This is a genomic window from Enterococcus sp. DIV2419, assembly GCF_051711865.1.
In the GTDB taxonomy this organism is placed as follows: Bacteria; Bacillota; Bacilli; order Lactobacillales; family Enterococcaceae; genus Enterococcus; species Enterococcus faecalis.
In genome coordinates this window covers 2,530,953-2,557,646 of sequence record NZ_JBIONS010000001.1, presented here as the reverse complement: position 1 = coordinate 2,557,646, position 26,694 = coordinate 2,530,953, and the positions used below count along the sequence as shown (strand labels likewise).

25 protein-coding genes, 1 tRNA gene and 1 other annotated feature are annotated in these 26,694 nt (G+C 36.9%); of the genes, 18 read left to right on the top strand and 8 right to left on the bottom strand.

All coding sequences use genetic code 11. From position 1 onward, the window contains the following. Positions 1-199: 199 nt before the first annotated feature. Genes nrdE through IGI97_RS11990 form a run of 3 tightly spaced genes read right to left on the bottom strand, consistent with a single transcriptional unit; the run spans position 200 to position 2,943 of the window. Positions 200-2,359 (bottom strand): class 1b ribonucleoside-diphosphate reductase subunit alpha, encoded by a 2,160-nt coding sequence (gene nrdE / locus IGI97_RS12000; RefSeq protein ID WP_002355358.1) that lies wholly within the window; start codon positions 2,357-2,359, stop codon positions 200-202. Next, a complete protein-coding gene (gene nrdI / locus IGI97_RS11995; RefSeq protein WP_002355359.1) occupies positions 2,340-2,717 on the bottom strand; it encodes a class Ib ribonucleoside-diphosphate reductase assembly flavoprotein NrdI in 378 nt (125 codons plus the stop codon). Before nrdI ends, nrdE begins: the two co-directional genes overlap by 20 nt. Position 2,718: 1 nt before the next feature. Next, entirely contained in the window at positions 2,719-2,943 is a 225-nt protein-coding gene (locus IGI97_RS11990) for a redoxin NrdH (RefSeq protein ID WP_002355360.1), read from the bottom strand. 512 nt (positions 2,944-3,455) lie between these two features. On the opposite strand from IGI97_RS11990, the gene IGI97_RS11985 reads away from it, so the two are divergent. From IGI97_RS11985 to IGI97_RS11930, 12 genes are all read left to right on the top strand, one after another. Then, positions 3,456-3,929 (top strand): ferrous iron transport protein A, encoded by a 474-nt coding sequence (locus IGI97_RS11985; RefSeq protein ID WP_002355361.1) that lies wholly within the window; start codon positions 3,456-3,458, stop codon positions 3,927-3,929. After that, the gene (gene feoB / locus IGI97_RS11980) at positions 3,926-6,076 is read left to right on the top strand and encodes a ferrous iron transport protein B (protein ID WP_002355363.1); all 2,151 of its coding nucleotides are present in this window, start codon (positions 3,926-3,928) and stop codon (positions 6,074-6,076) included. Before IGI97_RS11985 ends, feoB begins: the two co-directional genes overlap by 4 nt. A 6-nt stretch (positions 6,077-6,082) precedes the next feature. Continuing rightward, positions 6,083-6,220 (top strand): hypothetical protein, encoded by a 138-nt coding sequence (locus IGI97_RS11975; protein WP_002355364.1) that lies wholly within the window; start codon positions 6,083-6,085, stop codon positions 6,218-6,220. Between the two features lie 81 nt (positions 6,221-6,301). Beyond that, positions 6,302-6,375, top strand: a tRNA-Lys gene (locus IGI97_RS11970). A 279-nt stretch (positions 6,376-6,654) separates the two neighbouring features. Then, positions 6,655-7,530, top strand: coding sequence for an aldo/keto reductase (locus IGI97_RS11965; RefSeq protein ID WP_016632874.1), 876 nt, complete (start codon positions 6,655-6,657; stop codon positions 7,528-7,530). Between the two features lie 22 nt (positions 7,531-7,552). Further along, positions 7,553-8,035, top strand: a complete 483-nt coding sequence (locus IGI97_RS11960; RefSeq protein WP_002355441.1) for a VOC family protein — start codon at positions 7,553-7,555, stop codon at positions 8,033-8,035. Between the two features lie 165 nt (positions 8,036-8,200). Continuing rightward, entirely contained in the window at positions 8,201-9,646 is a 1,446-nt protein-coding gene (gene cls, locus IGI97_RS11955; RefSeq protein WP_002361214.1) for a cardiolipin synthase, read from the top strand. Between the two features lie 291 nt (positions 9,647-9,937). Then, positions 9,938-10,152 (top strand) — a binding site (T-box leader). Between the two features lie 191 nt (positions 10,153-10,343). Beyond that, positions 10,344-11,600 (top strand): tyrosine--tRNA ligase, encoded by a 1,257-nt coding sequence (gene tyrS, locus IGI97_RS11950; protein WP_002355444.1) that lies wholly within the window; start codon positions 10,344-10,346, stop codon positions 11,598-11,600. Between the two features lie 298 nt (positions 11,601-11,898). Next, positions 11,899-13,761: a tyrosine decarboxylase gene (tdc, locus tag IGI97_RS11945; protein ID WP_002355450.1), complete on the top strand. Its 1,863-nt coding sequence runs from the start codon at positions 11,899-11,901 to the stop codon at positions 13,759-13,761. A 202-nt stretch (positions 13,762-13,963) separates the two neighbouring features. Beyond that, a complete protein-coding gene (tyrP, locus tag IGI97_RS11940) occupies positions 13,964-15,382 on the top strand; it encodes a tyrosine-tyramine antiporter (RefSeq protein ID WP_002355453.1) in 1,419 nt (472 codons plus the stop codon). A gap of 124 nt (positions 15,383-15,506) precedes the next feature. Further along, positions 15,507-16,913, top strand: a complete 1,407-nt coding sequence (gene nhaC, locus IGI97_RS11935; protein ID WP_002363118.1) for a Na+/H+ antiporter NhaC — start codon at positions 15,507-15,509, stop codon at positions 16,911-16,913. 356 nt (positions 16,914-17,269) lie between these two features. Next, positions 17,270-18,187 carry a hypothetical protein gene (locus tag IGI97_RS11930; protein ID WP_141435520.1) on the top strand — a complete coding sequence of 306 codons (918 nt, stop codon included), beginning with the start codon at positions 17,270-17,272 and terminating at the stop codon, positions 18,185-18,187. 51 nt (positions 18,188-18,238) lie between these two features. Here IGI97_RS11930 and IGI97_RS11925 read toward each other — a convergent pair whose 3' ends face one another. From IGI97_RS11925 to IGI97_RS11915, 3 genes are all read right to left on the bottom strand, one after another. After that, the gene (locus IGI97_RS11925; protein WP_002355456.1) at positions 18,239-18,688 is read right to left on the bottom strand and encodes a YehR family lipoprotein; all 450 of its coding nucleotides are present in this window, start codon (positions 18,686-18,688) and stop codon (positions 18,239-18,241) included. A 138-nt stretch (positions 18,689-18,826) separates the two neighbouring features. Further along, positions 18,827-19,333 carry a phosphatidylglycerophosphatase A family protein gene (locus IGI97_RS11920; RefSeq protein WP_002355457.1) on the bottom strand — a complete coding sequence of 169 codons (507 nt, stop codon included), beginning with the start codon at positions 19,331-19,333 and terminating at the stop codon, positions 18,827-18,829. A gap of 131 nt (positions 19,334-19,464) precedes the next feature. Further along, a complete protein-coding gene (locus IGI97_RS11915) occupies positions 19,465-20,418 on the bottom strand; it encodes an L-lactate dehydrogenase (protein ID WP_002358635.1) in 954 nt (317 codons plus the stop codon). Positions 20,419-20,585: 167 nt separating this feature from the next. Between IGI97_RS11915 and IGI97_RS11910 the strand changes: the two genes are divergently transcribed. Both IGI97_RS11910 and IGI97_RS11905 read left to right on the top strand, forming a co-directional pair. Beyond that, positions 20,586-20,948, top strand: coding sequence for a DUF4809 family protein (locus IGI97_RS11910; protein WP_002364850.1), 363 nt, complete (start codon positions 20,586-20,588; stop codon positions 20,946-20,948). 15 nt (positions 20,949-20,963) lie between these two features. After that, positions 20,964-21,374, top strand: coding sequence for a DUF4809 family protein (locus tag IGI97_RS11905; RefSeq protein WP_002358638.1), 411 nt, complete (start codon positions 20,964-20,966; stop codon positions 21,372-21,374). 46 nt (positions 21,375-21,420) lie between these two features. On the opposite strand, the gene IGI97_RS11900 is transcribed toward IGI97_RS11905, so the two are convergent. Beyond that, entirely contained in the window at positions 21,421-22,248 is an 828-nt protein-coding gene (locus IGI97_RS11900; protein WP_002358639.1) for a LysR family transcriptional regulator, read from the bottom strand. 141 nt (positions 22,249-22,389) lie between these two features. Here IGI97_RS11900 and IGI97_RS11895 point away from each other — a divergent pair, with 141 nt between their 5' ends. Then, positions 22,390-23,358 (top strand): TDT family transporter, encoded by a 969-nt coding sequence (locus tag IGI97_RS11895; RefSeq protein ID WP_002355462.1) that lies wholly within the window; start codon positions 22,390-22,392, stop codon positions 23,356-23,358. A gap of 22 nt (positions 23,359-23,380) precedes the next feature. After that, positions 23,381-24,340, top strand: a complete 960-nt coding sequence (locus IGI97_RS11890) for a GDP-mannose 4,6-dehydratase (protein ID WP_048955689.1) — start codon at positions 23,381-23,383, stop codon at positions 24,338-24,340. Positions 24,341-24,353: 13 nt separating this feature from the next. Here the strand turns inward: IGI97_RS11890 and IGI97_RS11885 are convergent, their stop codons facing one another. Next, positions 24,354-24,701: a winged helix-turn-helix transcriptional regulator gene (locus tag IGI97_RS11885; RefSeq protein WP_002355464.1), complete on the bottom strand. Its 348-nt coding sequence runs from the start codon at positions 24,699-24,701 to the stop codon at positions 24,354-24,356. A 111-nt stretch (positions 24,702-24,812) separates the two neighbouring features. Here IGI97_RS11885 and IGI97_RS11880 point away from each other — a divergent pair, with 111 nt between their 5' ends. Both IGI97_RS11880 and IGI97_RS11875 read left to right on the top strand, forming a co-directional pair. Continuing rightward, positions 24,813-25,430 carry a nitroreductase family protein gene (locus IGI97_RS11880; protein WP_002355466.1) on the top strand — a complete coding sequence of 206 codons (618 nt, stop codon included), beginning with the start codon at positions 24,813-24,815 and terminating at the stop codon, positions 25,428-25,430. Between the two features lie 186 nt (positions 25,431-25,616). Beyond that, entirely contained in the window at positions 25,617-26,630 is a 1,014-nt protein-coding gene (locus tag IGI97_RS11875) for a lipoate--protein ligase (protein WP_002363126.1), read from the top strand. Positions 26,631-26,694: the final 64 nt, after the last annotated feature.

The window sequence follows — 26,694 nt, the reverse complement described above, 5'->3', positions numbered from 1 at the left end:
GTTATTCCTCCTGTATGCTGGGACAGCAGTCTGTTTGACTAGTTGTCTCGTTTCTTCGCTTAAAACGTTCTACAGAGTCCAAATAGGAGCGTGCAGCCGTTCTTCTTTGTCCAGTATATCTGAAAATGTCCTGTTTAAAAAGAGAACATTCCTAAAAAATAAGACGCTCAAGCAGAACGCCTTATTTAAGTGCTTTTCATTAAATCACGCAAGACTCACATTGATTGCTGCCAATTTCTTCAGCATCATCTGTAAATGTACGAATATAGTAAATTGATTTAATCCCTTTGTTGAACGCATAATGACGTAAAATGTTCAAGTCACGGGTTGTTTGTTTTGGTGTTTCTTTCCATTCATACAAGCCTTCAGGGATTTCTGAACGCATAAACAAGGTTAAACTCATTCCTTGATCAACGTGTTGTTGCGCTGTTGCGTAGACATCAATCACTTTGCGCATATCCATGTCGTAAGCAGAAGTATAGTAAGGGATTGTATCATTAGCTAAATAAGGCGCTGGATAGTAAATCTTACCAATTTTCTTCTCTTGACGTTCTTCAATCATACGAGTAATTGGATGAATGCTGGCACTAGTATCGTTAATATATGAAATTGAACCATTTGGCGCTACGGCTAAACGATTTTGATGATAAAGACCATCTTTTTTCACAGCATCGCGTAACGCAGCCCAATCTTCAGCCGTTGGAATCTGAATGTCTTTAAAAATTTCTTTCACTTTATCAAATTTTGGTGTAAAGTTGCCTTCAATATATTTATCGAAGTAAGCACCAGAAGCATAATCTGATTTTTCAAAATTGTGGAAGACTTGGTTACGTTCTTTCGCAATTTGATTACTTTCCATTAAAGTCCAGTAATTTAATAACATGAAATAAATGTCTGTAAAGTCTAATGATTCTTCAGAGCCGTATTCCATATGATTTTTAGCGAAGAAGGTGTGTAAGCCCATTGCGCCTAGTCCGATTGTATGGCTTAAACGATTTCCATTTTGGATAGTTGGCACGACATCAATTTCAGAAGCATCTGTTACAAAAGTTAACGCACGCGTCATAGCGCGGACAGATTTTCCAAAGTCAGGACTTTCCATTAAATTAACAATGTTAGTTGAACCTAAGTTACAACTAATATCTGTTCCTAAAACTTCATATTCTTGTTTCCCATTAATAACAGAAGGCGTTTGAACTTGAAGAATTTCAGAACATAAGTTACTCATGATAATCTTGCCATCAATCGGATTGTTTTTGTTAGCTGTATCAATATTGATGATATAAGGATAGCCAGATTCTTGTTGTAATTTAGAAATTTCATTTTCTAAGTCACGGGCTTTAATTTTACGTTTACGTATGTTTGGATTGGCCACTAGGTTATCATATTCTTTGGTAATATCTACATAGGAATAAGGTACACCATATTCACGTTCCACACTATAAGGACTAAATAAATACATATCTTCGTTGTTACGTGTTAATTCGTAAAATTTATCTGGAACAATAACACCAAGAGACAACGTTTTTACACGGATTTTTTCATCAGCGTTTTCTTTTTTAGCAGATAAGAACATTTCAATATCTGGATGGAAGACGTTTAGATAAACCACACCAGCACCTTGACGTTGACCTAGTTGGTTAGAGTAGCTAAAGCTATCTTCAAATAATTTCATAACAGGGACAACACCACTTGCTGCGCCATCATAACCTTTGATTGGTGCGCCCGCTTCACGTAAGTTGGAAAGAGTAATTCCTACGCCGCCGCCGATTCGTGATAATTGAAGGGCAGAATTAATTGAACGCCCAATGCTGTTCATATCATCTGTTACTTGAACTAAGAAACAAGAAACCAATTCACCTCGACGTTTACGCCCAGCGTTTAAGAAAGAAGGTGTGGCTGGTTGATACCGTTGATGGATCATTTCATCCGCCAATGTTAAAGCCAACTCTTCATCGCCATCCGCAAAATACAAGGCATTAAAGGCAACCCGATCTTCATATGTTTCTAAATACTCTGTTCCGGCGTTGTTCTTTAAAGCGTATTGAGAATAAAATTTATAAGCCGCCATGAAAGACTTGAATTGGAAATGTTGTTCATCTAAGAAAGCATATAATTTTTCAATAAAGTCCATTGAATATTTTTCGATGAATTCAGTTTCAATAAAATCTTCTTTCATTAAAAAGTTGATTTTTTCTTCAGCAGAGCTGAATTTACGTGTATTCGGTTCTACATTTTCTTTAAAGAAGGCTGCGAGTGCTTCTTTATCTTTATTTAAAGGGATTTGACCATCAACAGGACGGTTAATCTCGTTATTCAGTTTGAAATAGCTGACATCTTTAATTTCTTTTAGACTCAATTTCTTCCACTACTTTCTTAAAGGTCTCCACGTCTTCGTCTGTTCCGCTAAACTCAAAGGAGTATAGAAGCGGAACGTGGTAATCGCGGGCAATATCTTTGGCGGTATAGACAAATAATTCAGCAAAATTACGGTTGCCCCCACCAGCTACACCAACTAACAGTTCTTGATTACTTTTATAATCAAGAAAGTCATTCACTACCTCTGTAATTTCTGCATCATAGGTAGGAATGACAAGAATAAAAGGCTCATTTATTTCAAAAAAAGGATTCGCTGGCTCAAGTTCATAAGCAGGCAAATCCAATTTTTTAATAAAGCGCCTTGTTTGACCGGTGACTGAAAAATAAACAAGTTTCATCTTAGCTAGCCAATTGTTTTAATTGGTCTGGACGGAAGCCAACAACGGTTGTTGCTTCAGATGTGATTACCGGTACGCTTTGGAACCCTTGTTCTTTTAACCAGTCGATAGCATCTGGTTGTGCGTCGATATTGATTTCTTCAAAAGCGATGTTATTTTCACTTAGGAAACGTTTCGCCATTTTACATTGGATACAGTTATTTTTTGAAAAGATTTTTACGTTCATTGAAAGTTCCTCCTCTTTTTTTCTACATAGACTAGTATAAATCTATGTAGAAAAAAGTCAACACTTTAACACTATATATTGTGGTGCGTTTTTCTCATAATACTAGTTTTTGTGTTTTTGAAAGAAAAATGAAAACACGTGAATCCTCGTTTTTGGGAGAAAAAACACATTGGTCAGTGTTTGACAAACAAAAAAATTAAAATTTTGAAAGAGAACATTTAGTGAAAAAACACTAAATATTGTGTTGACATTTGAGTTAGGCACAAGAAGAAAAAATAAGCGGATTTGTTATTGAATGAGTGGAATTTTATAGTAGCTAGTAACATAAAAAACAAGAGCTGACTTTTTTCAAAAATAGTAACCTGAAAAAAGTGTCTCTATATAGAAGGAAAATAGAAGAAAACAGGAGATACATCCAGAAATTCATTGACTTTCCGTGTAAGCAAGCGTATTCTTTTAATTGAGAACGATTCTCATTTTCGTTTGAAACTTTTTCACATGGAGGAAAGTAAATGATTACGTTAGCGCAGGCAGAAGTTGGGAAAGTCTATACAGTCGAAAGCGTCCAAGCAGATGTTCAGACAAAGAAACATCTGAACAATTTAGGTGTCGTTGCAGGCCAAGCAGTTGTCCTTGTCAATTATCAGAATCAAAATGGTATTGTTTTATTACATAATAGTCGAATTGCGCTGACAGATACGATTTTACAAGCGATTCATGTGGAGGAGCGCTCGGCGAATGAGAAAGTTTGGGTCTCCTTAGATACCTTGAAAGTTGGAGAACGCGCTACAATAGTAGGGATCCACGGACAAGGAGCGGTGAAACGTCGGTTGATGGACATGGGCTTAACAAAAGGAACAGTAATTTTTATTCGCAAAGTAGCTCCTTTAGCTGATCCAATTGAAATCAATGTACGTGGCTACGAACTAACGTTACGAAAAAGTGAAGCGGAACTAATCTTGGTTGAAAAGGAGGAAAGCGAATGACTCAGCAAATTGCACTAGCCGGCAACCCTAATAGCGGTAAAACGACAACGTTCAATATGTTAACAGGAGCCAACCAATATGTTGGAAACTGGCCAGGGGTGACTGTGGAACGCAAAGAGGGGGTGGCAAAGAAAGATAAGACACTCATTATTCAAGATTTGCCAGGGATTTACTCTCTTTCTCCTTATACGCCTGAAGAAATTGTGGCACGAGATTATCTTTTGGAGGACCAACCTTCAGTGATTTTGAATATTCTCGATGTGACCAATTTGGAACGGAATCTTTATTTAACAACACAATTAATTGAAACTGGATTACCGGTTGTTTGTGCGTTAAATATGATGGATTTGTTGGAAAAAAACGGCCAAACATTGAATAGTGAAAAGTTAAGTTATGGCTTAGGCGTGCCTGTTGTTGAGATTAGTGCTTTGAAGAATCGTGGGTTGGATCATGCTTTAAAACAAAGTAAGCAGCGAGCGAATGCCATAGAGACAGAGGTTATTTATCCTTCTTATGATAATCGCTTAGAAGCAGCACTTGCTGAAATTGTTGATATTTTAGGGAATACTGTTCCTGAAACGCAACAGCGTTGGTATAGTTTAAAACTTTTTGAACGAGATGTTCGAACCAAAGAGCAATTATTATTGAGTTCTTTTCAAGAAAAAGAAATTGAAGAAGTCATTCAAATTACTGAAAAAATCTTTCAAGATGAAAGTGAAGCGATTATCATCAATGAACGCTATGCCTTTATTGCTCGATTAATTGCTTTATGTGCGACGAAAAAAACAGAAATGACATTTACTCACAGTGATAAGATTGACCGAGTGGTAACCAATCGGTGGTTGGCGTTGCCAATCTTTGCGTTTGTGATGTGGTTGGTCTATTACTTGTCTATTCAAACGGTTGGTACAATGGGGACAGACTGGTTAAACGATGTCTTTTTCGGGGAATGGGTTCCTCAATTTGTAGGAAATTGGTTGGCGCAATGGCAAGTAGCGCCATGGATGCAAAGTTTAATTTTAGATGGGATCATTGCAGGTGTTGGGGCTGTGTTAGGCTTTTTACCACAACTGGCCGTCCTGTTTTTATGTTTAGGTTTTTTAGAAGATTGTGGCTATATGGCACGGATTGCCTTTGTCATGGATCGCTTGTTTCGGAAATTCGGCCTATCTGGTAAGTCGTTTATTCCAATGTTAATTGCGACAGGTTGTGGGGTCCCAGGCGTGATGGCTAGTCGAACGATTGAAAACGAACGCGATCGGCGAATGACTATTATGGTCACGACTTTTATGCCATGTTCGGCGAAGTTGCCAATTATCGCTCTGATTGCAGGTGCATTTTTTCCTAACCAAAGTTGGGTCTCGCCCTCTGCTTATTTCTTAGGGGTTGCTTCCATTGTGTTGTCAGGGATTGCTTTAAAAAAGACCAAGCATTTTTCGGGAGATCCAGCACCATTCATTATGGAACTTCCCGCCTATCATTTGCCACAGCTTAGAAGTGTGGTTCGACATGCCTATGAACGATGTCGCTCATTTGTAAAAAAAGCAGGCACGATTATTTTTGTTTCCAGTATTCTCATTTGGTTCATGTCCCATTATTCTGTGACGTTTCAACCCGTTCCAGAAAGTCAAAGTATTCTAGCATTTCTAGGTAAAGGGTTGGCGGTGCTATTTATCCCATTAGGTTGGGGGAATTGGCAAGGGGCAGTTGCTACAATTACAGGATTGATAGCGAAAGAAAATATTATTGGTACCTTAGGCATTTTATTTGGCAATGTGAAAGATGTTTCTGAAAACGGGGTAGAAGTCTGGGGCGCACTGCAACACACCTTTACACCAGTCGCGGCCTATTCGTTCTTAACTTTTAACTTATTATGTGCACCTTGTTTTGCTGCAATTGGCGCAATTCGCCGTGAAATGGGAGACCTCAAATGGACATTAGGAGCCATTGGTTATCAATGCGGTTTGGCTTATATGGTTAGTTTTGTGATTTATCAATTGGGCCATGTGTTAGTCGAAAAAGGCACACTAACTCTGGGGACTTTTTTAGCGATGGGTGTTGTTTTAGCTGGATTTTATTTCCTTATAAGAAAACCAAAGCCAGGCAAAGAAAGTGTCCAAGCAATCACTTCTTTAGAAAGAGGGTAATAACGGATGGCAACAATTATTTTATCCATTTTAATTTTTGGAACAGCAGGAATCATCACCTATCGACGAATAAAAAAAGGGGAAAGTTGTGAAGATTGTCAAACAGCTTGTCCTGTAAAAAAAGAACAATCTTCACAAGAATAACAACTGAAAAAAATTCCCTCTTGTATAAATAATAGCGGAGTGCTACAATATTGAGGTAGCTGAAAAGCCATTTTATACAACGGGGGCATAGCTCAGTTGGTTAGAGCATCTGACTCTTAATCAGAGGGTCTAGGGTTCGAATCCCTATGCCCCCATTGGGTGCCAAACCCACGAGAACGGTATTCTGTCGGCGTCTTAGGACGTTTCGAAGACGGAGTACGCGTTCTCTTTTTTTACATAAAATGTCGAGTGTCGTGAGAGATACACTAGTTAAATCATTTAAAGAATGCTACGCTTAGAAGAGCGAGAAAGTACGTTATATAAAAAAAGTTGAAAAATTTTTCAGGCTAAAAAAGCGAATTTACCAAAAAACGCACTTTTTGGTTCCTATGAAACGAAAAAGTACGTACTATACAGCATGTACGGCACGGTATATGATGATATCAGAAAACGTTAAAGGAGCGAATCAAATGATTACATCACTAGCAGATACAGTAACATTAAACAACGGCACTAAAATTCCAGGAATGGGTCTCGGGGTATTCCAAATACCAGATGAAGAGACAGCAAAAGTGGTCGAAGAAGGGATTGTCAATGGTTATCGTTTAATCGATACAGCGCAAATCTATGGCAATGAATCTGGCACAGGAGCGGGAATTAAAGCAGGCTTAGCGGCAACTGGTTTGAACCGTGAGGACTTATTTGTTACCTCGAAAGTTTGGAACGCGCATATTTCCTATGATGAAACAATTCAAGCTTTCAATGATAGTTTGGAACGTTTAGGTTTAGATTATTTAGATTTGTATTTAATTCATTGGCCAGGAAATAATTCTTACAAAGAATCATGGCAAGCTTTAGAAACTTTATACGCCGAAGGAAAAGTGAAAGCAATTGGTGTCAGCAACTTCCAAGTTCATCATTTAGAAGATTTACTTTCTTATGCAAAAGTTGTTCCGGTAATTAACCAAGTGGAACTACATCCAAAATTGGATCAAAAAGAAGTGCGTAATTTCTGTGAAAAACATGATATCAAAGTCCAAGCTTGGTCACCATTGATGCAAGGCCAATTATTATCTAATGAAACCATTTTGGCGATTGCTGAGAACCATAATAAATCAGCAGCCCAAGTGATTTTACGTTGGGATATTCAACAAGATATCTTATTAGCCGTGAAATCTGTCCACAAAGAACGGATGATTAGCAATGCAGCGGTCTTTGATTTTGAACTAAGTGCAGAAGAAATGGCACAAATCAACCAATTGAATGAATCGTTACGTGTGGGACCAGATCCAGACACGTTTGATTTCTAAAAATTAACTAGGAGGAGATACAATGAGTGAAGCAGTTAAAGGTTTTTCAGTAGTCAACCACGTGGGGATTACAGTCAGTAATTTGGATGAATCAGTGAAGTTTTATGAAGCATTAACAGGAACAAAAATCGCAAATCGTGATGAAATTGGTGGAAAACGGATGGCCCAAACACAAGGGTTAGATGATACATTAATCAAGTATGCCAATGTGCATCTAGAAAACATCAATATTGATTTATTAGAATATGTTAAACCAAAATCAGAAAAAGCTTCTTATTCCAACGAACAAATTAGTGCAATGCATATGTGTTTCGAAGTGGAAGATATTGATGCAGCTGTTGCACGTCTAAGAGCGATTGGCGTAGAACCTGATGGAGAGCCGATTACATTCCAAGAAGAAGATGGCTTGAAGAGCGGTTTTGGTACAGGGGTTGCTTACTTTACCGATCCAGATGGTACAAATTTAGAATTGATTGCTCCTAAAGGTCCATTTACACGAAATTAAGTTAAAAGACTTTCAAACAAACATCAAAAAGACCCCCTCATTCTAGTATCACTAACTAGAATGGGGGCTCTTTTTATTTTTTGAGACAGAAGTCGCTAAAGAAAAGATATTCCAAATCCGTAATTGATGGTATACTAAAACGTAACAAATAAAGGAGGAAGACAATTGATTCTTAGCGTCTTAACAGTTATTTATTTTATTAATGCAATTATTGCGGGAATTACCATTTTGTTAAAACCTCGGGATGTAGCAGCAATTTGGGCATGGCTACTCGTACTGATTGCTCTACCCGTTTTTGGTTTTTTCTTATATTTATTCTTTGGTCGAGGGTTAACCGACAAAAAGAAATTTTATTTGCAACAAAGTGATTTACGGGAATTAGAGAATTTCCAGAATTTCCAAGAAGAAAGTTTTGAACTTTATAGTCAAAAGATGCCGACGGAGGAGCAACAACAGTTTACAGACTTTTTTTCCTCGTTAAATAGGATGCCTCTGACTAAGAAAAATGATGTTGAAATTTTTACGGATGGTACGGAAAAATTCAATGCGTTGATGGCGGATATAAAAAAAGCTCAGCACTCCATTCATATTGAATATTATGCCTTTGTAACGGATCATATCGGCACCAAAATTTTGAACTTATTAGAAGAAAAGGCGGCTGAAGGGGTTGAAGTGCGGTTGCTTTACGATGCCTTTGGCTCAAAGGGCACCAAGGTTCATCATTTGAATGAATTGAAAAAAAACGGTGGTTTTGTCCAAACGTTTATTACTTCTCAAAAAGCACTTTTGAAGTTTCGTTTGAATTATCATGATCACCGGAAAATTGTTGTTATTGACGGAAAAGTAGGCTACATTGGCGGCTTTAATGTTGCCGATCAATATGCCGGAACGACTAAAAAGTTTGGCTATTGGCGGGATACACATTTACGGATTCAAGGGCCAGCAGCCTCATTACTGCAAATGCGTTTTTTAATGGATTGGAACGTCTCTTCCCCCGAGAAAAATCGTGTGGCGTATCAATTGGATTATTTCTTTAAACTTGAAGCGTTGGTGCCAGAGGCAAATACATCCATTCAGATGATTGCCAGTGGTCCTAACAGTGACCGTGAACAAATTAAATTGGCCTTTATTAAATTGATTACTTCTGCCAAGAAAAGAGTCTGGATTCAAACGCCGTATTTAGTTCCTGATGATAGTGTCTTGGCTGCTTTAAAGGTTGCTGCGGCTTCAGGAGTAGATGTTAAAATTATGATTCCAGATAAGCCCGACCATCCGTTTATTTATCGAGCAACACAGTATTACGGCCGCTTATTGATGAAAGAAAATATTGAAATTTTAATTTATAACGGTGGTTTCTTGCATGCGAAAACAATGATTATGGATGATGAAGTCTGCACAGTTGGTTCAGCCAATCAAGATATCCGAAGTTACAAATTAAACTTTGAAGCAAATGCTGTGTTATATGATAAAAAAATCATTGATCAATTAGAAGCAATTTTCTTAGAAGATCGAAAAAAATGTACAACAATGACTCCAGAAGTTGTTCGCGACATGTCAAAATGGTTGATTTTTAAACAACAAATTTCACGATTATTTTCACCAATTCTTTAAAACTGTTTTTCACAAAATGACGAACTTCTGATCCGAAGTTCGTCATTTTTCTTCGGGAATTTTATAAAAGTATAGAAAATCACAAAAAAAGTCAAAAAAATTTTAAAGAATATTTTTTTAATTTTTTCGTTATTTTTTTATCTGTAGTTGCTGTTAAAACAAATAAATATTATTGTTAATTCGTTATTTTATTTTTGTGAAAAAGGGACATCTTTTGTAAAAGTAAAAAAAATTAAGCAAAGAGTGTTGACAAAAAAAACGAAAAGGAATATGCTACATGTACAAGTTAAATACAAAGCAATGACAGAAAAGCAGTAGAGAAATAACCACTGTTACAGAAAGCTAGTGGCGCTGGAAACTAGTACACGTTATTTATCGAATTACATTCTTGAGCTTCTGCCTACAGGGCACGGGTAACAGCGTTATTTGTTAAGAGGTATATAGTATTTTAAATAAACTAAACTATGTATAAATTTGGGTGGTACCACGAGAAATTCGTCCCTAAGTCGTTTCGACGGCTTAGGGATTTTTTGTATTCTTTTTTTGAATACGTGGCAGACCAAAGAAAATTTCGTGAACCCGTGTATACATAGAAATAAACACGGAATATCGTGTAAAAACAAGTGTGTTAATCGTTTGTTTCGTTAAATGAACGATTTCCTATAAAGAGATAATTATAAATATGGAGGGTGATAACATGAATATCATTGACGAGCTAGCATGGCGTGATGCAATCAATCAACAAACAAACGAAGAAGGACTAAGAGAACTTACAGAAAATACGAGCATTTCGCTATATTGCGGTGTCGATCCAACTGGAGATAGCATGCATATTGGACATTTAATTCCTTTTATGATGATGAAACGATTCCAATTAGCAGGTCATCACCCATACATTTTAATTGGTGGCGGAACTGGAACAATTGGTGACCCAAGTGGACGAACAACCGAACGTGTCTTACAAACGATGGAAGCTGTGCAACATAATGTGGACAGTCTTTCAAACCAAATGAAAAAATTATTTGGTAAAGATGCTGAGGTAACAATGGTGAACAACTACGATTGGTTATCAGAACTATCTTTATTAGATTTTTTAAGAGATTACGGGAAAAACTTTAATGTCAACACGATGTTGGCAAAAGACATTGTCGCTAGTCGTTTAGAAAGTGGCATTTCCTTTACAGAATTCACATACCAAATTCTTCAATCAATTGACTTTTACACATTGCATAAAAAACATAATATTCAATTGCAAATTGGTGGCGCTGATCAATGGGGCAATATCACTGCAGGATTAGATTTGATTCGTAAAAAAGAAGGACCAGAAGCCAAAGTATTCGGGTTAACCATTCCTTTAATGCTAAAAGCAGATGGTACAAAATTTGGGAAAACAGCGGGTGGCGCTATCTGGTTAGATCCTAAGAAAACCTCACCATTTGAATTCTACCAATTCTGGTTAAACCAAGATGATCGTGATGTCATCAAATACTTGAAATTCTTTACTTTCTTAGATAAAGAAGAAATCGATGCGTTAGCTGAAAAAGTTGAAAAAGAACCAGGTAAACGTGAAGCACAAAGACGCTTAGCTGAAGAAGTGACACGATTTGTTCACGATGATGCAGCATTAGAAGAAGCGCAAAAAATTTCAGAAGCTCTTTTCTCAGGCAATATTAAAGACTTAACGATTGAGGAAATCGAGCAAGGGTTAGAACATGTGCCAACTGTTGAAATTACCAAAGATGCTAAAAACATTGTAGATTGGTTAGTTGACACAGAAATCGAACCATCAAAACGTCAAGCTCGCGAAGATGTGAGCGGAGGAGCTATAAGTATTAACGGTGACCGAGTTACCGATTTAGATTTTGCAGTCGATCCAACACAACATTTCGATGGAAAATTCGTTGTTGTACGGAAAGGGAAGAAAAATTACTTTTTAGCAAAAGTAATGGATTAGAAATTGATAATAATTTCACGAAGAGAAGACGTGTGATTATTTGATCAAAGTTAAAATTCTATTTCTCCTTACAGGTAGTGGTGAAACCGTTAATACACCTAATAAGAGTGGGATTGTACACACAATCCCACTCTTATTTTTTTATATAATGGTTCTGACAAGACACCTTGTGAAAAAATTATAAAATTAAAGAGCTATGATAACCATTGTTATTTTTCTTCTTTACACTTTAGCCGTTTGGGTGTAAGTTGTGAATGCAAAATCTAATTCATTAAAATTTGTAAGGAGGAATTTTCGTATGAAAAACGAAAAATTAGCAAAAGGCGAAATGAACCTTAATGCACTATTCATTGGGGACAAAGCCGAAAACGGACAATTATATAAAGACTTGTTGATCGACTTAGTAGATGAACATTTAGGATGGCGTCAAAACTACATGCCACAAGACATGCCAGTTATCTCTTCTCAAGAACGCACATCTGAAAGCTACGAAAAAACTGTCAACCATATGAAAGATGTATTGAATGAAATCTCTTCTCGCATGCGTACACATTCAGTTCCATGGCATACAGCAGGTAGATATTGGGGACATATGAACTCAGAAACATTAATGCCTTCTCTATTAGCTTATAACTTTGCAATGCTATGGAACGGGAACAACGTTGCCTATGAATCTTCTCCAGCAACTTCTCAAATGGAAGAAGAAGTAGGACATGAATTTGCTCACTTAATGAGCTACAAAAATGGTTGGGGACACATCGTTGCTGATGGTTCTTTAGCTAACTTAGAAGGCTTATGGTATGCCCGTAACATTAAATCATTACCATTTGCTATGAAAGAAGTAAAACCAGAATTAGTTGCTGGCAAATCAGATTGGGAACTATTGAACATGCCAACAAAAGAAATTATGGACTTATTAGAATCAGCTGAAGATGAAATTGATGAAATCAAAGCTCATTCAGCTCGTTCAGGTAAACATTTACAAGCAATCGGTAAATGGTTAGTTCCACAAACTAAACACTATTCTTGGTTAAAAGCTGCTGATATTATCGGTATCGGTTTAGATCAAGTTATCCCAGTACCAGTTGACCATAACTACCGTATGGATATCAACGAATTAGAAAAAATCGTTCGTGGCTTAGCAGAAGAACAAATTCCAGTGCTAGGTGTTGTCGGTGTAGTTGGTTCTACTGAAGAAGGTGCCGTTGACTCAATCGATAAAATTATTGCTTTACGCGATGAATTAATGAAAGACGGTATTTACTATTATGTACACGTTGATGCTGCTTATGGTGGTTATGGACGTGCCATCTTCTTAGACGAAGACAACAACTTCATCCCTTACGAAGATTTACAAGATGTTCACGAAGAATACGGTGTCTTCAAAGAGAAAAAAGAACACATTTCAAGAGAAGTGTATGATGCATATAAAGCAATCGAATTAGCAGAATCAGTAACAATTGACCCTCATAAAATGGGTTATATCCCTTATTCAGCTGGTGGTATCGTTATCCAAGATATCCGTATGCGCGACGTTATTTCTTACTTCGCAACTTACGTATTTGAAAAAGGTGCCGATATTCCTGCATTACTAGGTGCTTATATCCTTGAAGGTTCAAAAGCTGGTGCAACAGCTGCTTCTGTATGGGCTGCACATCACGTTTTACCTTTAAACGTTGCAGGTTATGGTAAATTAATTGGTGCTTCAATTGAAGGCTCACATCATTTCTATAACTTCTTGAATGATTTAACATTCAAAGTTGGCGACAAAGAAATCGAAGTCCACACATTAACTCATCCAGACTTCAACATGGTTGACTATGTGTTTAAAGAAAAAGGCAACGATGATTTAGTAGCAATGAACAAATTAAACCATGATGTATATGACTATGCATCATACGTTAAAGGAAATATTTACAACAACGAATTCATTACTTCACATACTGACTTTGCTATTCCAGATTATGGCAACAGCCCATTAAAATTTGTAAACAGCTTAGGATTTAGTGACGAAGAATGGAACCGTGCAGGTAAAGTAACTGTGTTACGTGCTGCTGTAATGACTCCATACATGAACGATAAAGAAGAATTTGATGTTTACGCTCCTAAGATTCAAGCTGCTTTACAAGAAAAATTAGAACAAATTTACGACGTAAAATAATTGAATCTTAAACGGAAAAAAGAAATGGTAACCGAACGAGAGAACGTTGGTCTGGTTGATTTATTCAATAGATAAATCAACCAGACGGCTAACCTCTTAACCAATTCTTTGTCTGGGTAAGAGGCAGTCGAATGACTGTTTTACTCAGCGTATAACAGTCATTCATGCTCCTTATCCAAAATCTTATAAGGAGTGTACAAAATTGGATAAACAACAAGTTAAAAAAATTGAATTAGGTACTTTTATCGGTTTAACAATGGCATTGTGTGCAACTGTACGTAGTATCCCAACACTTGCTGCTGTTGGTTGGACATTAATTTCTTACACAATTTTCGCGGTCTTATTCTTTGCTGGTCCAATCGCATTGATATCTGGTGAATTATCTACGATGCTTCCTCAAGAAGGTGGCCCTCAACTTTGGGTTAAAACTGCCTTAGGTAGCAAATGGGGTTTTGTTGTCGCTTGGTTACTATGGGTGCAAATGTTCCCAGGAATGGTAATGGTTGCTTCTACATTAGGCCCTTTGCTAGGTAATACATTTGGTAATGTTCATTTAGGTGAAAATCATTGGTTCGTATTAGGTTGTATCTTAGTGATTTACTGGATTATTACAATCTTGAACTTGAAATTTGACATGGCGAAAGTTGGCGGAAATATTGGTGTTTGGCTAGGTGTTTACATCCCAGTATTAGTTATGTTTGTTTTAGGTCTTCTTTCAATGATTAAAGTAGGCTTAACACCTGGCGGCTATTTAGGTGCCTTCTCTTGGTCAAAAGTTTTACCAAACTTAGAAAATATGGACACATTTAAATATCTAGCAGGGATTGCGTTTATCTTTGTTGGGATTGAAATGTCTTCTGTTTATATTCCTCGTTTGAAAGATGCAACAAAAAATTATACAAAAGGCGTTTTCATTTCATTAATTGGTTTAGTTTTATTAAATGTTATTAATGCAATGTTTGTTGCTAACATTGTTCCAAATGGCAAAATGGAATTGTCTAACATTACACAACCAATTTTGCTTTATTGTGACGTTTTAGGTTTACCAACAATTATTGGTAATATCTTTAGTTTCATGGTCTTCTTAGGTGTGTTATTACAATTATCTGCTTGGGTTACTGGACCATCAAAAACAATTATTCAAGTTGCTCGTGATGGCTTATTGCCACCAAAATTTGGTTTCCATCGCGAAAATAAATATGGCGTTTCTCGTAACGTTGTGTTAACACAATCTGTAGTTATCTCATTATTCGCTTTACTTTATGGGGTAATGGATGATGTCAACGCTGTATTCTTAACTTTAACAAATGCAACAACAATTATTTATAGTATTGTGTATGTATTGATTGCGATTTCCCTAATTAAATTACGTAAATCTCAACCAGATACACTACGTCCTTACCGAATTGGTAAAAAAGGTAATGGCTTAGCTTATTTAGTGGCAGCAATGTTAATTTTTAGTGTTATCATTGTTATTTTCGCCACATTAGGTACAACAACCGTGACTGATGCAGTCTTAGTTGCATTAATCACTATTGTTATGTTTGTGATTCCGTTAATCATTAATCGCTTTAAAAAAGCAAGTTGGGCAACGGAAGTAAAAGAAGATTTAGGTGAATAAAAAGGCTAGCAATTATTTTGCTGAGTGCCTCTTCACCTGATGACTATAGTAAATTGTCGTTTGGAAACTGAAGCAAGTTCGATTATTGCTTCAGTTTTCGCTTTCCATAAAAGGAGGTTTTCATATGAAATCAACGAAACCCACTGTTTCGTTCGCTGAAAGTTTAGGCATTTTGATTGCCTTGTTAGCGATTCTCGGGTACTTAATTATTGGTCAAAAATTAACCCCTCACATACCGATTCTTTTTGTATTCATGTTGTTGTTGCTTTATGGCAAATGGAAAGGATTTTCTTGGGATGAAATCCACGAAGGCATTGTGGAAGGGATTAAACCAGGAATCATTCCGATTATTATTTTCTTGTTGATAGGTGTCTTAGTTGCTACTTGGATCTTGTCTGGGACGATTCCAACAATTATGGTCTATGGTTTTAAAATTATCTCAGTGAAGTTCTTCTTACCAACCGTTTTTGTGGTCTGTGCACTAGTTGGTGTGACGGTAGGGAGCTCCTTTACGACTGTTTCAACTATGGGGATTGCCTTTCTAGGTATTGGTCATATTCTTGGATTCGACAATGCGATGACAGCTGGTGCAGTTGTTTCAGGTGCCTTTTTGGGGAACAATATTTCACCGTTATCTGATACAACAAACTTAGCTGCTGGAATTGGTGGCGTGAACCTTTTTGAACATATACTAAACATGATGTACACTGTTATTCCGGCGTTTATTATTTCGATTGTCGGCTATATCTTCTTGGGGCATCAATCTGGTTCAGCGGATTTACAATCGGTTGATGCAATGGTCCAAACGTTACATCAAGGATTCTGGATTTCACCGATTACATTGTTGCCAGTAGCGGTTTTATTCTTATTCGCTTGGAAAAAGGTACCAGCTATTCCAACGTTATTAGTCGGCTCTACAGTGGCGGTCATCTTAGCTTTTATAAATGATCATCACCTAAGTTTAGCGAAAGTTTCTACCATCTTAATGAGTGGTTATGTGGCAGATACAGGGGATCAAAGTATTGATACACTTTTATCTCGTGGTGGGATTGAAAGCATGTTAGGTTCTGCTGCGTTGATTATTTTGGCATTAGGTTTGGGCGGCTTGTTGATTAAGTTTAACATCGTGGCTACTTTAATTGATAAAATTAAAGGCTATGTGAATAATCCAGCCAAATTAATCGCTTTAACTGCCTTAAGTTCTGTGGGAATTAACTTACTAGTTGGCGAACAATATTTGTCAATTATTTTACCAGGGGAAACATTTAAATCCTCATTTACTCGTTTAGGTATTGATAAAAAATATTTAACTCGTACTTTGGCAGATGCTGGGGCGGCAGTCAACTCGTTAATTCCTTGGGGAGTTAGTGGTACCTTCATTATGGGAACGTTAAAAGTTGGTGCACTAGAATACTTACCATATGCCTTTTTCCCATTGCTTTGTCCTATTATCACTGTCATTTTGGGGATATTCTTAAAAAAACAACAAGGGGAAAACAAAAAAGCACCAGGGACTAACGTTGAATTGTGAGTTTTTTCAGATAATTAAACAATTGGTTACGATTGAACCTCAGTGTATCTACTGATTGGTTCAATCGTTTTTTCGTCACAGATTTTTTACAATTCTTCATATAATCTTTGAAGCTCCTTAAAGGCAATTTAATTATTCTAAGTTATGATACAAAGGATCAATCAAATAGGTGGATGAACGTGGTGTTAAACTCATAGAGACTAACAGTAGTTTATTCTTGCTCAATGTTGAGGTGTAGGTTCGAATCCTACCGTCCACTTTCTGTTATTTAAACCAACTTAGAACGAAACACAAACAAGTGACGGATACACATGATTAAGGTACAATAAGGGTAGGGAAAACAAGGAGGAATTCTTATGAAAAAGATAGGGCTTATTTCTAGTGCTTTTCTTTTAACCCTTGCTTTAGCAGCATGTGGCGGCGGAAAAAGTACAGAAAATACGGATAGTCGTTCCAGTGCTGCGGAAAGTACCACAGTCGAGAGTACAAAAGCATCTGCTACAAAAGAATCAAGTAGCAAAGCAGCAACAAAATCTAGTGATGCGAAACCGTCAGGAACAACAACAGCTGATTCGAAAGCAACAGCTTCTTCTACGAAGGAAGCGGCAAATAATGGCTCAGCAGAGAAGCAATCACCAGCGAAAAATGCGAATCCAGATGACCAAGCCAACCAAGTGCTTAACCAGCTAGCAAACATGTTTCCTGGTCAAGGCTTACCGCAGGCAATTTTAACGAGTCAAACGAATAACTTTTTAACTGCAGCGACAACATCACAAGCGGATCAAAACAATTTCCGTGTTTTATATTATGCAGAAAAAGAAGCGATTCCAGTGAATGATGCACGTGTTAATCAGTTAACGCCAATTAGTTCTTTTGAGAAAAAAACATATGGCTCTGATGTCGAAGCAAAAAATGCAGTGAACCAAATCATTGACAATGGCGGTCAACCAGTAGATTTAGGTTACAATATCACTGGTTATAAACAAGGGGCGGCAGGTTCTAGTTACTTATCTTGGCAAGAAGGCAATTGGAGTTTAGTCGTACGGGCCTCAAATATCAATGGTGAATCGCCTGATGATTTAGCGAAAAATGTTGTCAATATTTTGGAACAAGAAACATTACCAGCACCGAATACCGTTGGTCAAATCACGCTGAACGTGGCAGGAACCACTGACTATAATCGAAACTCAGTAGTTTGGCAAGCCGGTACAGTCGTTTACTCTGTTCATCATTTTGACCCAATTCAAGCAGTGAAGATGGCAACATCGATGTAATTAATAAAAAGAAAGCGTGCGACAACGCCCATTGTCAAACGCTTTCTTTTATTATTTTTGTTCTGTATAACCTTGTGACTCCACCAATTCTTGGCTTTTCTTCATGCTGATTCCCTTAGAAGAATCTCCATCAATCTGGATACCATCCACTTTTTTTGCTTTATCATAATCAAGTTTTTCATAATTAATCGTCAATTTTTCGATGGCTTGTTTGTCCTCATAGGTCAGTTTGTAATCAAGCCCTTTGATGTCCTCATATTGTTTAGAAACGGGTTCCAACGCTGTTTTTGCCTCTTCTTTTGTAATCCCCAATTTGTCATAAGAAACAATGTTTTTAGCCGTTTGCGTTAAGACTTTATCTCCTTGGTACGTATAGGTTAAGGTGGAATCAATCCCATCTTGTGGCGAACCTACAAAGGTTTTTGTCTCTATTTTTGAACCGCAACTTGCAAGAAAGAATACCCCAATAAAAATTAAAAATACGCGTAAAAACTTTTTCATTTCTAGATAACCTCCTTTAGCTGTTTATTCTTGACTGTAACATAACACGGCAAATAATTACTGTTAAGTAGAAAGCTTGTGAGAAGTCCAGCAAATAAAAAACTTGCCTCTTCTCATAAAAATGAAGAGGCAAGTTTTTTATTTAGTAATATCACTTAAATCTGGTTGTGAGTGGGCCAACCGACTGGCAGCCGCAGCCGCAATTGCGCCCACGATATCATCCAAGAATGTGTGGACATGTTCGCCATCATGCGCATTTAACTCTTTTAAAATGCCTGGTTTTACCTTGTCGATATACCCATAGTTCGTAAAACCGATAGATCCATAAACATTTACAATGGAGAGCGCCATAATTTCATCAATGCCATAAAGCCCTTCATCTTCCGTTAAAATTTCTTGTAACGGTGAGAGTAGCTTGTTTTCTTCTGCCAGAATATCCAGTTGGACACCTGTAATAATCGCGTTGTGTACTTCACGCTTTGTTAACACGGCATCAACACTTTCTAAACAAGTATCTAATGTTAAATTGTCAATATAATCTTTTTGTAAAAATAACACAAGTTCAGCTAAATCATTCATTGTTACGCCACGTTCTTGCAATAAACGACGTGCGCTATTTTCTAACGTATCTCCTTGGATTACCATTTTTTGTCCTCCTAATTTCTGCTTTAGTTGAAGTTCTTCTTTCATGGTACCAAAAAGAACGATAAAGGGGAATTAGAATCTATTTTGGTAGAGAATAATTTAGTTGAAGTGTTATTTTTAGTTAAAAATTACTAAGCGTTCGGTTGTAACGATGCCATCACTTGTTTTAATTGTGTCACTGATTTTTGGAAGAGTTCTTTTTCAGCGGCATTCAGATTCAATTCAATAATGTCAGTCACACCTTGATTGCCAACGACTGCAGGAATCCCTGTAAATACATCTTGTTGCCCATATTGCCCATCTAAGTAAGCTGAGACAGGTAAAATAGCTTGTTCATTATTTAAAATGGCTTTAACAATGCGTGCAGTACTCATACCAATCCCATAATAGGTCGCTTGTTTGCGATCGATAATTTCATAAGCTGTATTTTTCACTTTATCAGAAATGATTGGTAAATCGTCACTAGTTAAGCGCTCTGTCGTATCCACAATTTCTAAAATAGGTTTGGTACCAATCATGGTATGAGACCAGACAGCCACTTCAGAATCCCCGTGTTCGCCAATAATATAGCCGTGAACATTGCGTGGATCAATCGCTAAACGTTGAGACAGTTCTTTGCGGAAACGAGTTGTGTCCAAAGTTGTACCAGTTCCAATTACTCTTGAAACAGGTAAACCAGAAGCTTGCCAAGCCACATAAGTCAGTACATCGACAGGATTTGAGGCAATCACTAAAATTCCATCAAAACCAGATTTCATGATATTGTTAACAATTGTTTTCATAATTTCTGCATTGATTGAAACCAAATCTAGACGACTTTGCCCAGGTTTTTGATTAGCGCCAGCTGTAATCACGACGATATCGGCATCTTGGCAGTCTTGATAGTCGCCAGCCCAGACGTTTACATTTTCTTGACCCCAAGACACACCATCTAATAAGTCAATTGCTTCGCCTTCAGATTTGGCTTTGTCAATATCAACTAAGATTAATTCATTCGCAATCCCTTGGTTGATCATGGAATAGGCAATACTTGTGCCAACAAAACCAGTACCAATAATTGCGACTTTTTTGTTAAATACTTTCATCGTTCATCTCTTCTTTCTGTAATATTTCTTTCTTAGTGAATTATATCACGAACTTTTCAGGTGTGGTTATACCAATCTGTAATAGTCTTTATTAACAATTTAAATAAGGGAAGCGTGCTTTTTTTGTTATGATAAGAGTAGGAAAATAGAGAAGATAAGGAGGCAAAATGACAACGACAACAGTGTATTATGCAAGCAATAATGAAAAACAGCCGAACCGTTTTCAACTAGTTATCGGTAGCTGTAGCTATGAACTTCCAAAAATAGAAATCTACGAAATTCTGGAATGTATCGCTTTAGCATATGGCTATCAAAAAGAACCATTCATTGAAGAACAAACAGAATGTTTTGTTAAAGGCAACCGTTGTATACATGTTTCCCAACAAGCGACGACGTTGACTTTTGTTGTGAATGATCTGCGTTTAGTAATGGAAAAACAATGCCGAAATCACGAAGAAGTCTTTCAAGAAGTCAATCATATTTTATTGAATATTTTTGAGGAGACCCCTTGTGTTTTTCTCGAAAAGTAGGAAAGAAGGATTAAGATGAAACAGGTGAAAATAACAACTACCTCAGACTTGATTAATGGCGGCTGCAATGCCTGTCCGAATGTGAAGTGTACGAATTATCTTGTTCATGTAGAAGATGAAACAATTGCGTTAGAAACGCTAACCGTTGCAGATTTAGTAACTTTATTAGCACTCAAAGAAGGGTTTCGTCAAAAATTAGTTATGGAAATGTTCGAAGAATATACGGTGTTTGAAAGGGAAACTCATCAAGTTGTATTTAAGGAAGAGGAAACGAGAATTCTTTTTCAATCAAAAAAACAGACCATTCAAAGCACTCTTTTGTGTAAAGAGCCACAACAAGTGTTTCAAGAAACCCAGCAAATTTTACACCAACTATTTGAGTTAGAACCTTTTGAATTTGAATTGGTAGAGGAAACTGATGAATAAAAAACAGGAAAACGATTTAGCGAAAGCTAAGTCGTTCTCCTGTTTTTTAGGTTTGTCGTTCACGAATTTTTTCAACGATTCGGTTATAAACTTCAGAGAAGGAAGTATTGGCATGGTGATCGGTCTGGACAATGAAAATTTTTCGAGAAGCAAAGGACTGATCAATTGGTTGCCAAGGGATCTCATCGGAAATAGATAATCGAGAAACAATTGATTGCCCAATGTTATTTTTTAGCAATTGTAATAGAACTTCGTTGTTGTTTAATTCGATAATTGGTAAGTTGATGCTGTGTTCGTTGAGATAAAGCTCATTGAAAAAACGTAAGCCAGAGTTCTTTTCTCTTAAGAGCCAAAATTTTGAAGCGGCATCTCCTGCTAGAACTAGTTGGTCTTCATAAACAATTTCTTTGTGTAGATTTTTGGTTTCAATGGGTTTTTCAATTAGTCCAATGTGGGCATGATTATTTTGAACCATATCCACGACTTCGTTTGAATTCATCAGTTGAATCGAAAAGTTGATGAGTGGAAAAGCGGTAACCAAACTCTCCATAATATCTGGCAATAAATAAATAGCAACTGTATTTGAAGAGGCTATAATGCAGTCTTCTTTAAAATTCTCTTTTTCTGCAGCTTGCGCAAAAGAAGTAGTTAAGCTTTCAATAATCGAGAGCATTTTTGGATATAAAAAATCAGCTTCTTTGGTAGGAATAACCGATTGTTTTCCATTACGATAGAACAGCTTGATCGAAAAGTGTTGCTCTAATTTCTTGATTTGCAAAGAAACAGTTGGCTGAGAAATATACAATTGTTTGGCCGCCGCACTAAAATTTTTGGTTTCATACACAGCAATAAATGTTTTGATCCATTCGAACATAAAATCGCCTCTTTCTATTTACTATCTTAATAGTTGGTATTGCAAATATTTATTTTACAAATATAAATATTTCATTTAGTATAATAACATACTTTTGATTAATATCAATAATAATAAATAAAGACGGAGTGTGACTACATAATGGTAGAAAGTGCGAAAAAATTCTTGCGGAAAGTCCCGATTCCCATTTGCGGACTAATTTTAGGGATGGTTTCTTTGGGGAATTTACTTTATTCCTTGGGATATGCAACAATTGGGACCATTTATTGTGTACTTGGCAGTCTCTTAATGATTTTAGTTATTTTAAAAATTATTTTTACAATGAAACATGCATTAAGCACCTTAGATGATCCAATTATTGCTTCGGTATCACCAACATTTACAATGGCTTTAATGGTTATCTGTGTTTTCTTAGATCGGATATTTACCAATGCTGCTTGGATTAACGTGTTGTGGATTGGCGCAGTGATTTTACATTTTATTTTAATGATTTATTTTGTAGCGGTGCATATTTTTCCAACAAAAATCGAACTGGAACATATTTATCCAAGCTGGTTTATTACGTTTGTCGGCATTGGCGTTATTCCTAATACTTCTCAATTGTTTATCAATGAGTTGGGAAAAATTGTTTTTTGGGTAGCGTTGTTCTTTTATTTACTCTTGTTACCAATTTTAATCAAGAGAATTACGAAGTCGAAAGAAATGCCTGAATCGACCATTCCTTTATTGACGATTATGACAGCGCCAGGTTCGTTATGTTTAGCTGGCTATATTTCAATGGGTGGTCATTTGTATATGCCATTAGTTGTTTTCTTGCTAATTTTATCTCAATGTATTTATGGGATTGTAGTTGTGAATCTATATAAAATTATGCAAGTGACATTCTATCCAAGTTATGCTGCCTTTACATTCCCATTAGTGATTTCTGCGACAGCATTAGTCAAAGTTAAACCTTTATTTGCAGAAAAGGTAGGCCTAACGAGTCTGCTAAATATTTTGTCTACTTTTGAACTTTTATTAGCTGTGGCTATTGTAAGTTATGTGTTCATTCGATATTGCATTTTTTTATTCCAAAGAGAAAATAACACGAAAAAAGTGGAATTAAATTAAAAAAAAGAGAGGAAGCAAAGAGGTGAAGAAACTATTAATTACTGGAGGAGCTGGCTTTATTGGTTCTAATTTGGCTAATTTTTATAGTCAACAGTATCAAGTTTTTGTGATTGATGATTTGTCCATGGGGCGAGTGTCAAATTTGCAACAAACTGAGCAGTTGGTTTTTATTAAAGGAAGTGTGACGGATCAGCAATTATTGGACGAAGTACTTTCAAAGCATTCGTTTGAGTATATCTTTCATCTTGCGGCCGTGGCAAGCGTGGCAAGTTCTGTGGCACAGCCTCTAGAGACCCACGAGGTCAATTTTTTAAGTGTATTGAAAATACTGGAATCAATAAAAAAATATCAAAAAAAGCTCAAACGTTTTGTTTTTGCTTCATCGGCAGCCGTTTACGGTGCAGAGCCAACGTTGCCTAAAAGAGAAACTTCGGTGATTTGCCCTTTGAGTCCCTATGCTATTGATAAGTTTGCTGCTGAACGTTATGTTCTCAATGAATACCATTTACACGGGGTACCCACGAGCGCAGTTCGCTTCTTTAACGTCTATGGTCCCAATCAAAATCCTGCTTCACCCTATTCTGGTGTCCTGTCCATTTTGATGGATCGTTATATCCAGTTAGAACAAGGGCAAGCGAGCCAATTTCAAATATTTGGAGATGGTCAGCAAACACGTGACTTTATCTACATTGAGGATGTCCTAACTGCATTAGATTTAGTAGCAACCAAAAATGAAGCGTTGGGACACGTTTATAATGTGGGTACCGAAGTTGCTATTTCCCTTAATCAATTAATTGAAGAAATGAACCAATTAGTGGGACTTTCTTTGCCAGTTTCTTATCAAAAGGAACGAGATGGCGATATAAAATATTCTCTTTCAGATAGTTCTGCTTTGAAAGGCTTAGGTTTTTCACCCGTTTATTCAATTCAAGAAGGACTTCAAAAATATCTTAAGTTTACCCATAATACCCAAAATAGATAAAAAAAGACGAGACTTATTTGTTAAGTCTCGCCTTTTTTTGTGCAAATGTTTCGCCCCAATGGCAAAGTGAAGAGAGGGCATCGTAAAGAGCATATCCTTCCGGAGTGAGCGTATATTCCACACGCGGGGGTAGTTCGTTAAAGGATTCTCGATGGACTAGGCCATCTTTTTCCATTTCTCTCAAGCGATCTGTCAGGACGCGCTGAGTGATTCCGTCGAGCGCACGCATCAATTCACCGTTGCGCTTGGTTCCTTGGAATAATTCATCCATTAATGATAATTTCCATTTGCCGTTAATGGTGGAAAGGGCTAAGTTGATACTGGTTTGTTTATCAGTTGTCATAGTTTCTCCTTGTGACACGTAATGGTTACTTTTTTCTTCCTAGGTGAATAAAAAGTGCGTACTTTTTTTCTCCATCATAGTGAGTAATAATAACTATGTCAAGTAAGGCAAGAGGAAGGAAGAAGAAATATGATGTATCAAGATGTTGTTCGCAGCCGCCGCTCAGTTCGGGATTTTATGCCAGATGTTGAGATTCCTAAAGAGGAATTAATGGCCATAATTGAGGAAGCGATGTTCGCGCCAAATAGTACCAATTTAAATTCATGGCGTTTTTTAATTGTCACAGAAAAAGAACAAAAAGAGGCCCTTTACGAAGTTTCGATGCAACAACCAGCAGTTAAAGGGGCAGCGGCGGTGATTATTTTATTAGGTGATTTGACTGCTTATACAGTGGCCAATGCAGATGAAATCAGTGCTAAAGCTGTCGCACAAGGAACGATGACGGAAGAAATTCGTCAAGGAATTAATGAAAATGTTTCTTGGTACTATGATGTTAGCGAAGAACAAAAAAGAGAGTGGCTAATGTTAGACCAAGGCTTAGTTGCGATGCAGCTGATGCTTTCTGCAAAAGATCGAGGCTATGATACTGTGGCGATGTCTGGGTTTGAAACGGAAGCTGTTCGCAAGTTATTTAATATTGAGGATCATTTAGTGAACGGACTGATTATTCCGATTGGCAAAGCTCAAACACCCGGCTTTGAAACAGTCCGACGAGATGTTTCAGAAGTAGTAACTTGGTTAGATTAAAAAGCTAAACAGTTCTGCAATTGCTGTTTATTAGATTTTGAGCGTGGAACAAACATCCAAAGTGATTGTTGTCCCACGTTCTTTTTTTGTTGATCATCCTCTTTTGAGAATGGCCAGAGAAGACGTTTAGTGAACCAATTTTGAAAGAAAGTGATACACTAGAAGAAAAAGAAGTGGGGCGACCTTATGCGTTATGTCATAATGCAGTCACGAGATATTCGTGAAAATTTAGCAACGGAAGATTATCTATTAAACACTCTCTCTTTTGAAGAGCCCTTAGTGTTGTTTTATATTCAGGAACCCTGTGTTATTTTAGGCCGAAATCAAAATGCTTATGAAGAAATTGACTTAGCTTATGCTAGAGAGAAGGGAATCGTTATTACTCGCCGTTTATCGGGCGGTGGTGCTGTTTATGATGATCTCGGGAATGTCAGCTTTAGTTTTGTTGTTCAGGAAGGACATCAAGCTTTTGGGGATTTTAAAGCGTTCACTAAACCAATTATTGAAGCATTACATAAAATGGGCGCAACGGGGGCCGAGATTAGCGGTCGCAATGATTTATTAATTGATGGGAAAAAATTTTCTGGCAATGCCATGTATACAAAAAAGGGGAAGATGTATACTCATGGTACCTTGATGTATGATGTTGGTTTGGCAGAAGTTCAACGTGTCTTAACTGTTTCTAAGAAAAAAATTGAATCAAAAGGGACAAAATCTGTTCGGGGACGCGTAACCAATTTACGGCCGTACTTAGACGAAAAATATCAACAATTAACCATTGAGGAATTTCGCAATCGTTTACTGATGGAGCTCTTTGATGTCGAATCTCTAACTGAAATTGCGGAGAAAGAATATGTCCTAACCAAAGCAGATCAACAGGAAATTAGGAAATTGGTCGCTGAAGTGTATGGCAATGAAGCTTGGATTTTTGGTGAAGCGCCTAAATTTACGATCAAAAAAGAAGAAAAGTTTAAAGGTGGCATTGTGGATGCACGTTTGACTGTTGAAAAAGGTAAAATAATTGAGTTAACGATTTATGGTGATTACTTTGCCAAAAAAGAAACAGCGGAAATCGTTGCGGCTTTATTAGGTGTGGACTATCAGTATTCATCAATTTGGCAAGCATTAGCAGCGTTTAACTTTGAAGACTACTTTGTAAATATCACCAAAGAAGAATTTGTTCATTTATTGGTGGATTAATAAACGTGCTGGGACAAAAGTTAAAGAATCTTTTGTCCCAGCACGTTTATTTAATGATGGTTGG

Coding starts and splice junctions, on each gene's coding strand:
- nrdI (WP_002355359.1), bottom strand. CDS start 2,717: ATGAAACTTGTTTATTTTTCAGTCACCGGTCAAACAAGGCGCTTTATT.
- IGI97_RS11990 (WP_002355360.1), bottom strand. CDS start 2,943: ATGAACGTAAAAATCTTTTCAAAAAATAACTGTATCCAATGTAAAATG.
- IGI97_RS11985 (WP_002355361.1), top strand. CDS start 3,456: ATGATTACGTTAGCGCAGGCAGAAGTTGGGAAAGTCTATACAGTCGAA.
- feoB (WP_002355363.1), top strand. CDS start 3,926: ATGACTCAGCAAATTGCACTAGCCGGCAACCCTAATAGCGGTAAAACG.
- IGI97_RS11975 (WP_002355364.1), top strand. CDS start 6,083: ATGGCAACAATTATTTTATCCATTTTAATTTTTGGAACAGCAGGAATC.
- IGI97_RS11965 (WP_016632874.1), top strand. CDS start 6,655: ATGATGATATCAGAAAACGTTAAAGGAGCGAATCAAATGATTACATCA.
- IGI97_RS11960 (WP_002355441.1), top strand. CDS start 7,553: ATGAGTGAAGCAGTTAAAGGTTTTTCAGTAGTCAACCACGTGGGGATT.
- tyrS (WP_002355444.1), top strand. CDS start 10,344: ATGAATATCATTGACGAGCTAGCATGGCGTGATGCAATCAATCAACAA.
- tdc (WP_002355450.1), top strand. CDS start 11,899: ATGAAAAACGAAAAATTAGCAAAAGGCGAAATGAACCTTAATGCACTA.
- nhaC (WP_002363118.1), top strand. CDS start 15,507: ATGAAATCAACGAAACCCACTGTTTCGTTCGCTGAAAGTTTAGGCATT.
- IGI97_RS11930 (WP_141435520.1), top strand. CDS start 17,270: ATGAAAAAGATAGGGCTTATTTCTAGTGCTTTTCTTTTAACCCTTGCT.
- IGI97_RS11925 (WP_002355456.1), bottom strand. CDS start 18,688: ATGAAAAAGTTTTTACGCGTATTTTTAATTTTTATTGGGGTATTCTTT.
- IGI97_RS11920 (WP_002355457.1), bottom strand. CDS start 19,333: ATGGTAATCCAAGGAGATACGTTAGAAAATAGCGCACGTCGTTTATTG.
- IGI97_RS11915 (WP_002358635.1), bottom strand. CDS start 20,418: ATGAAAGTATTTAACAAAAAAGTCGCAATTATTGGTACTGGTTTTGTT.
- IGI97_RS11910 (WP_002364850.1), top strand. CDS start 20,586: ATGACAACGACAACAGTGTATTATGCAAGCAATAATGAAAAACAGCCG.
- IGI97_RS11905 (WP_002358638.1), top strand. CDS start 20,964: ATGAAACAGGTGAAAATAACAACTACCTCAGACTTGATTAATGGCGGC.
- IGI97_RS11900 (WP_002358639.1), bottom strand. CDS start 22,248: ATGTTCGAATGGATCAAAACATTTATTGCTGTGTATGAAACCAAAAAT.
- IGI97_RS11895 (WP_002355462.1), top strand. CDS start 22,390: ATGGTAGAAAGTGCGAAAAAATTCTTGCGGAAAGTCCCGATTCCCATT.
- IGI97_RS11880 (WP_002355466.1), top strand. CDS start 24,813: ATGATGTATCAAGATGTTGTTCGCAGCCGCCGCTCAGTTCGGGATTTT.
- IGI97_RS11875 (WP_002363126.1), top strand. CDS start 25,617: ATGCGTTATGTCATAATGCAGTCACGAGATATTCGTGAAAATTTAGCA.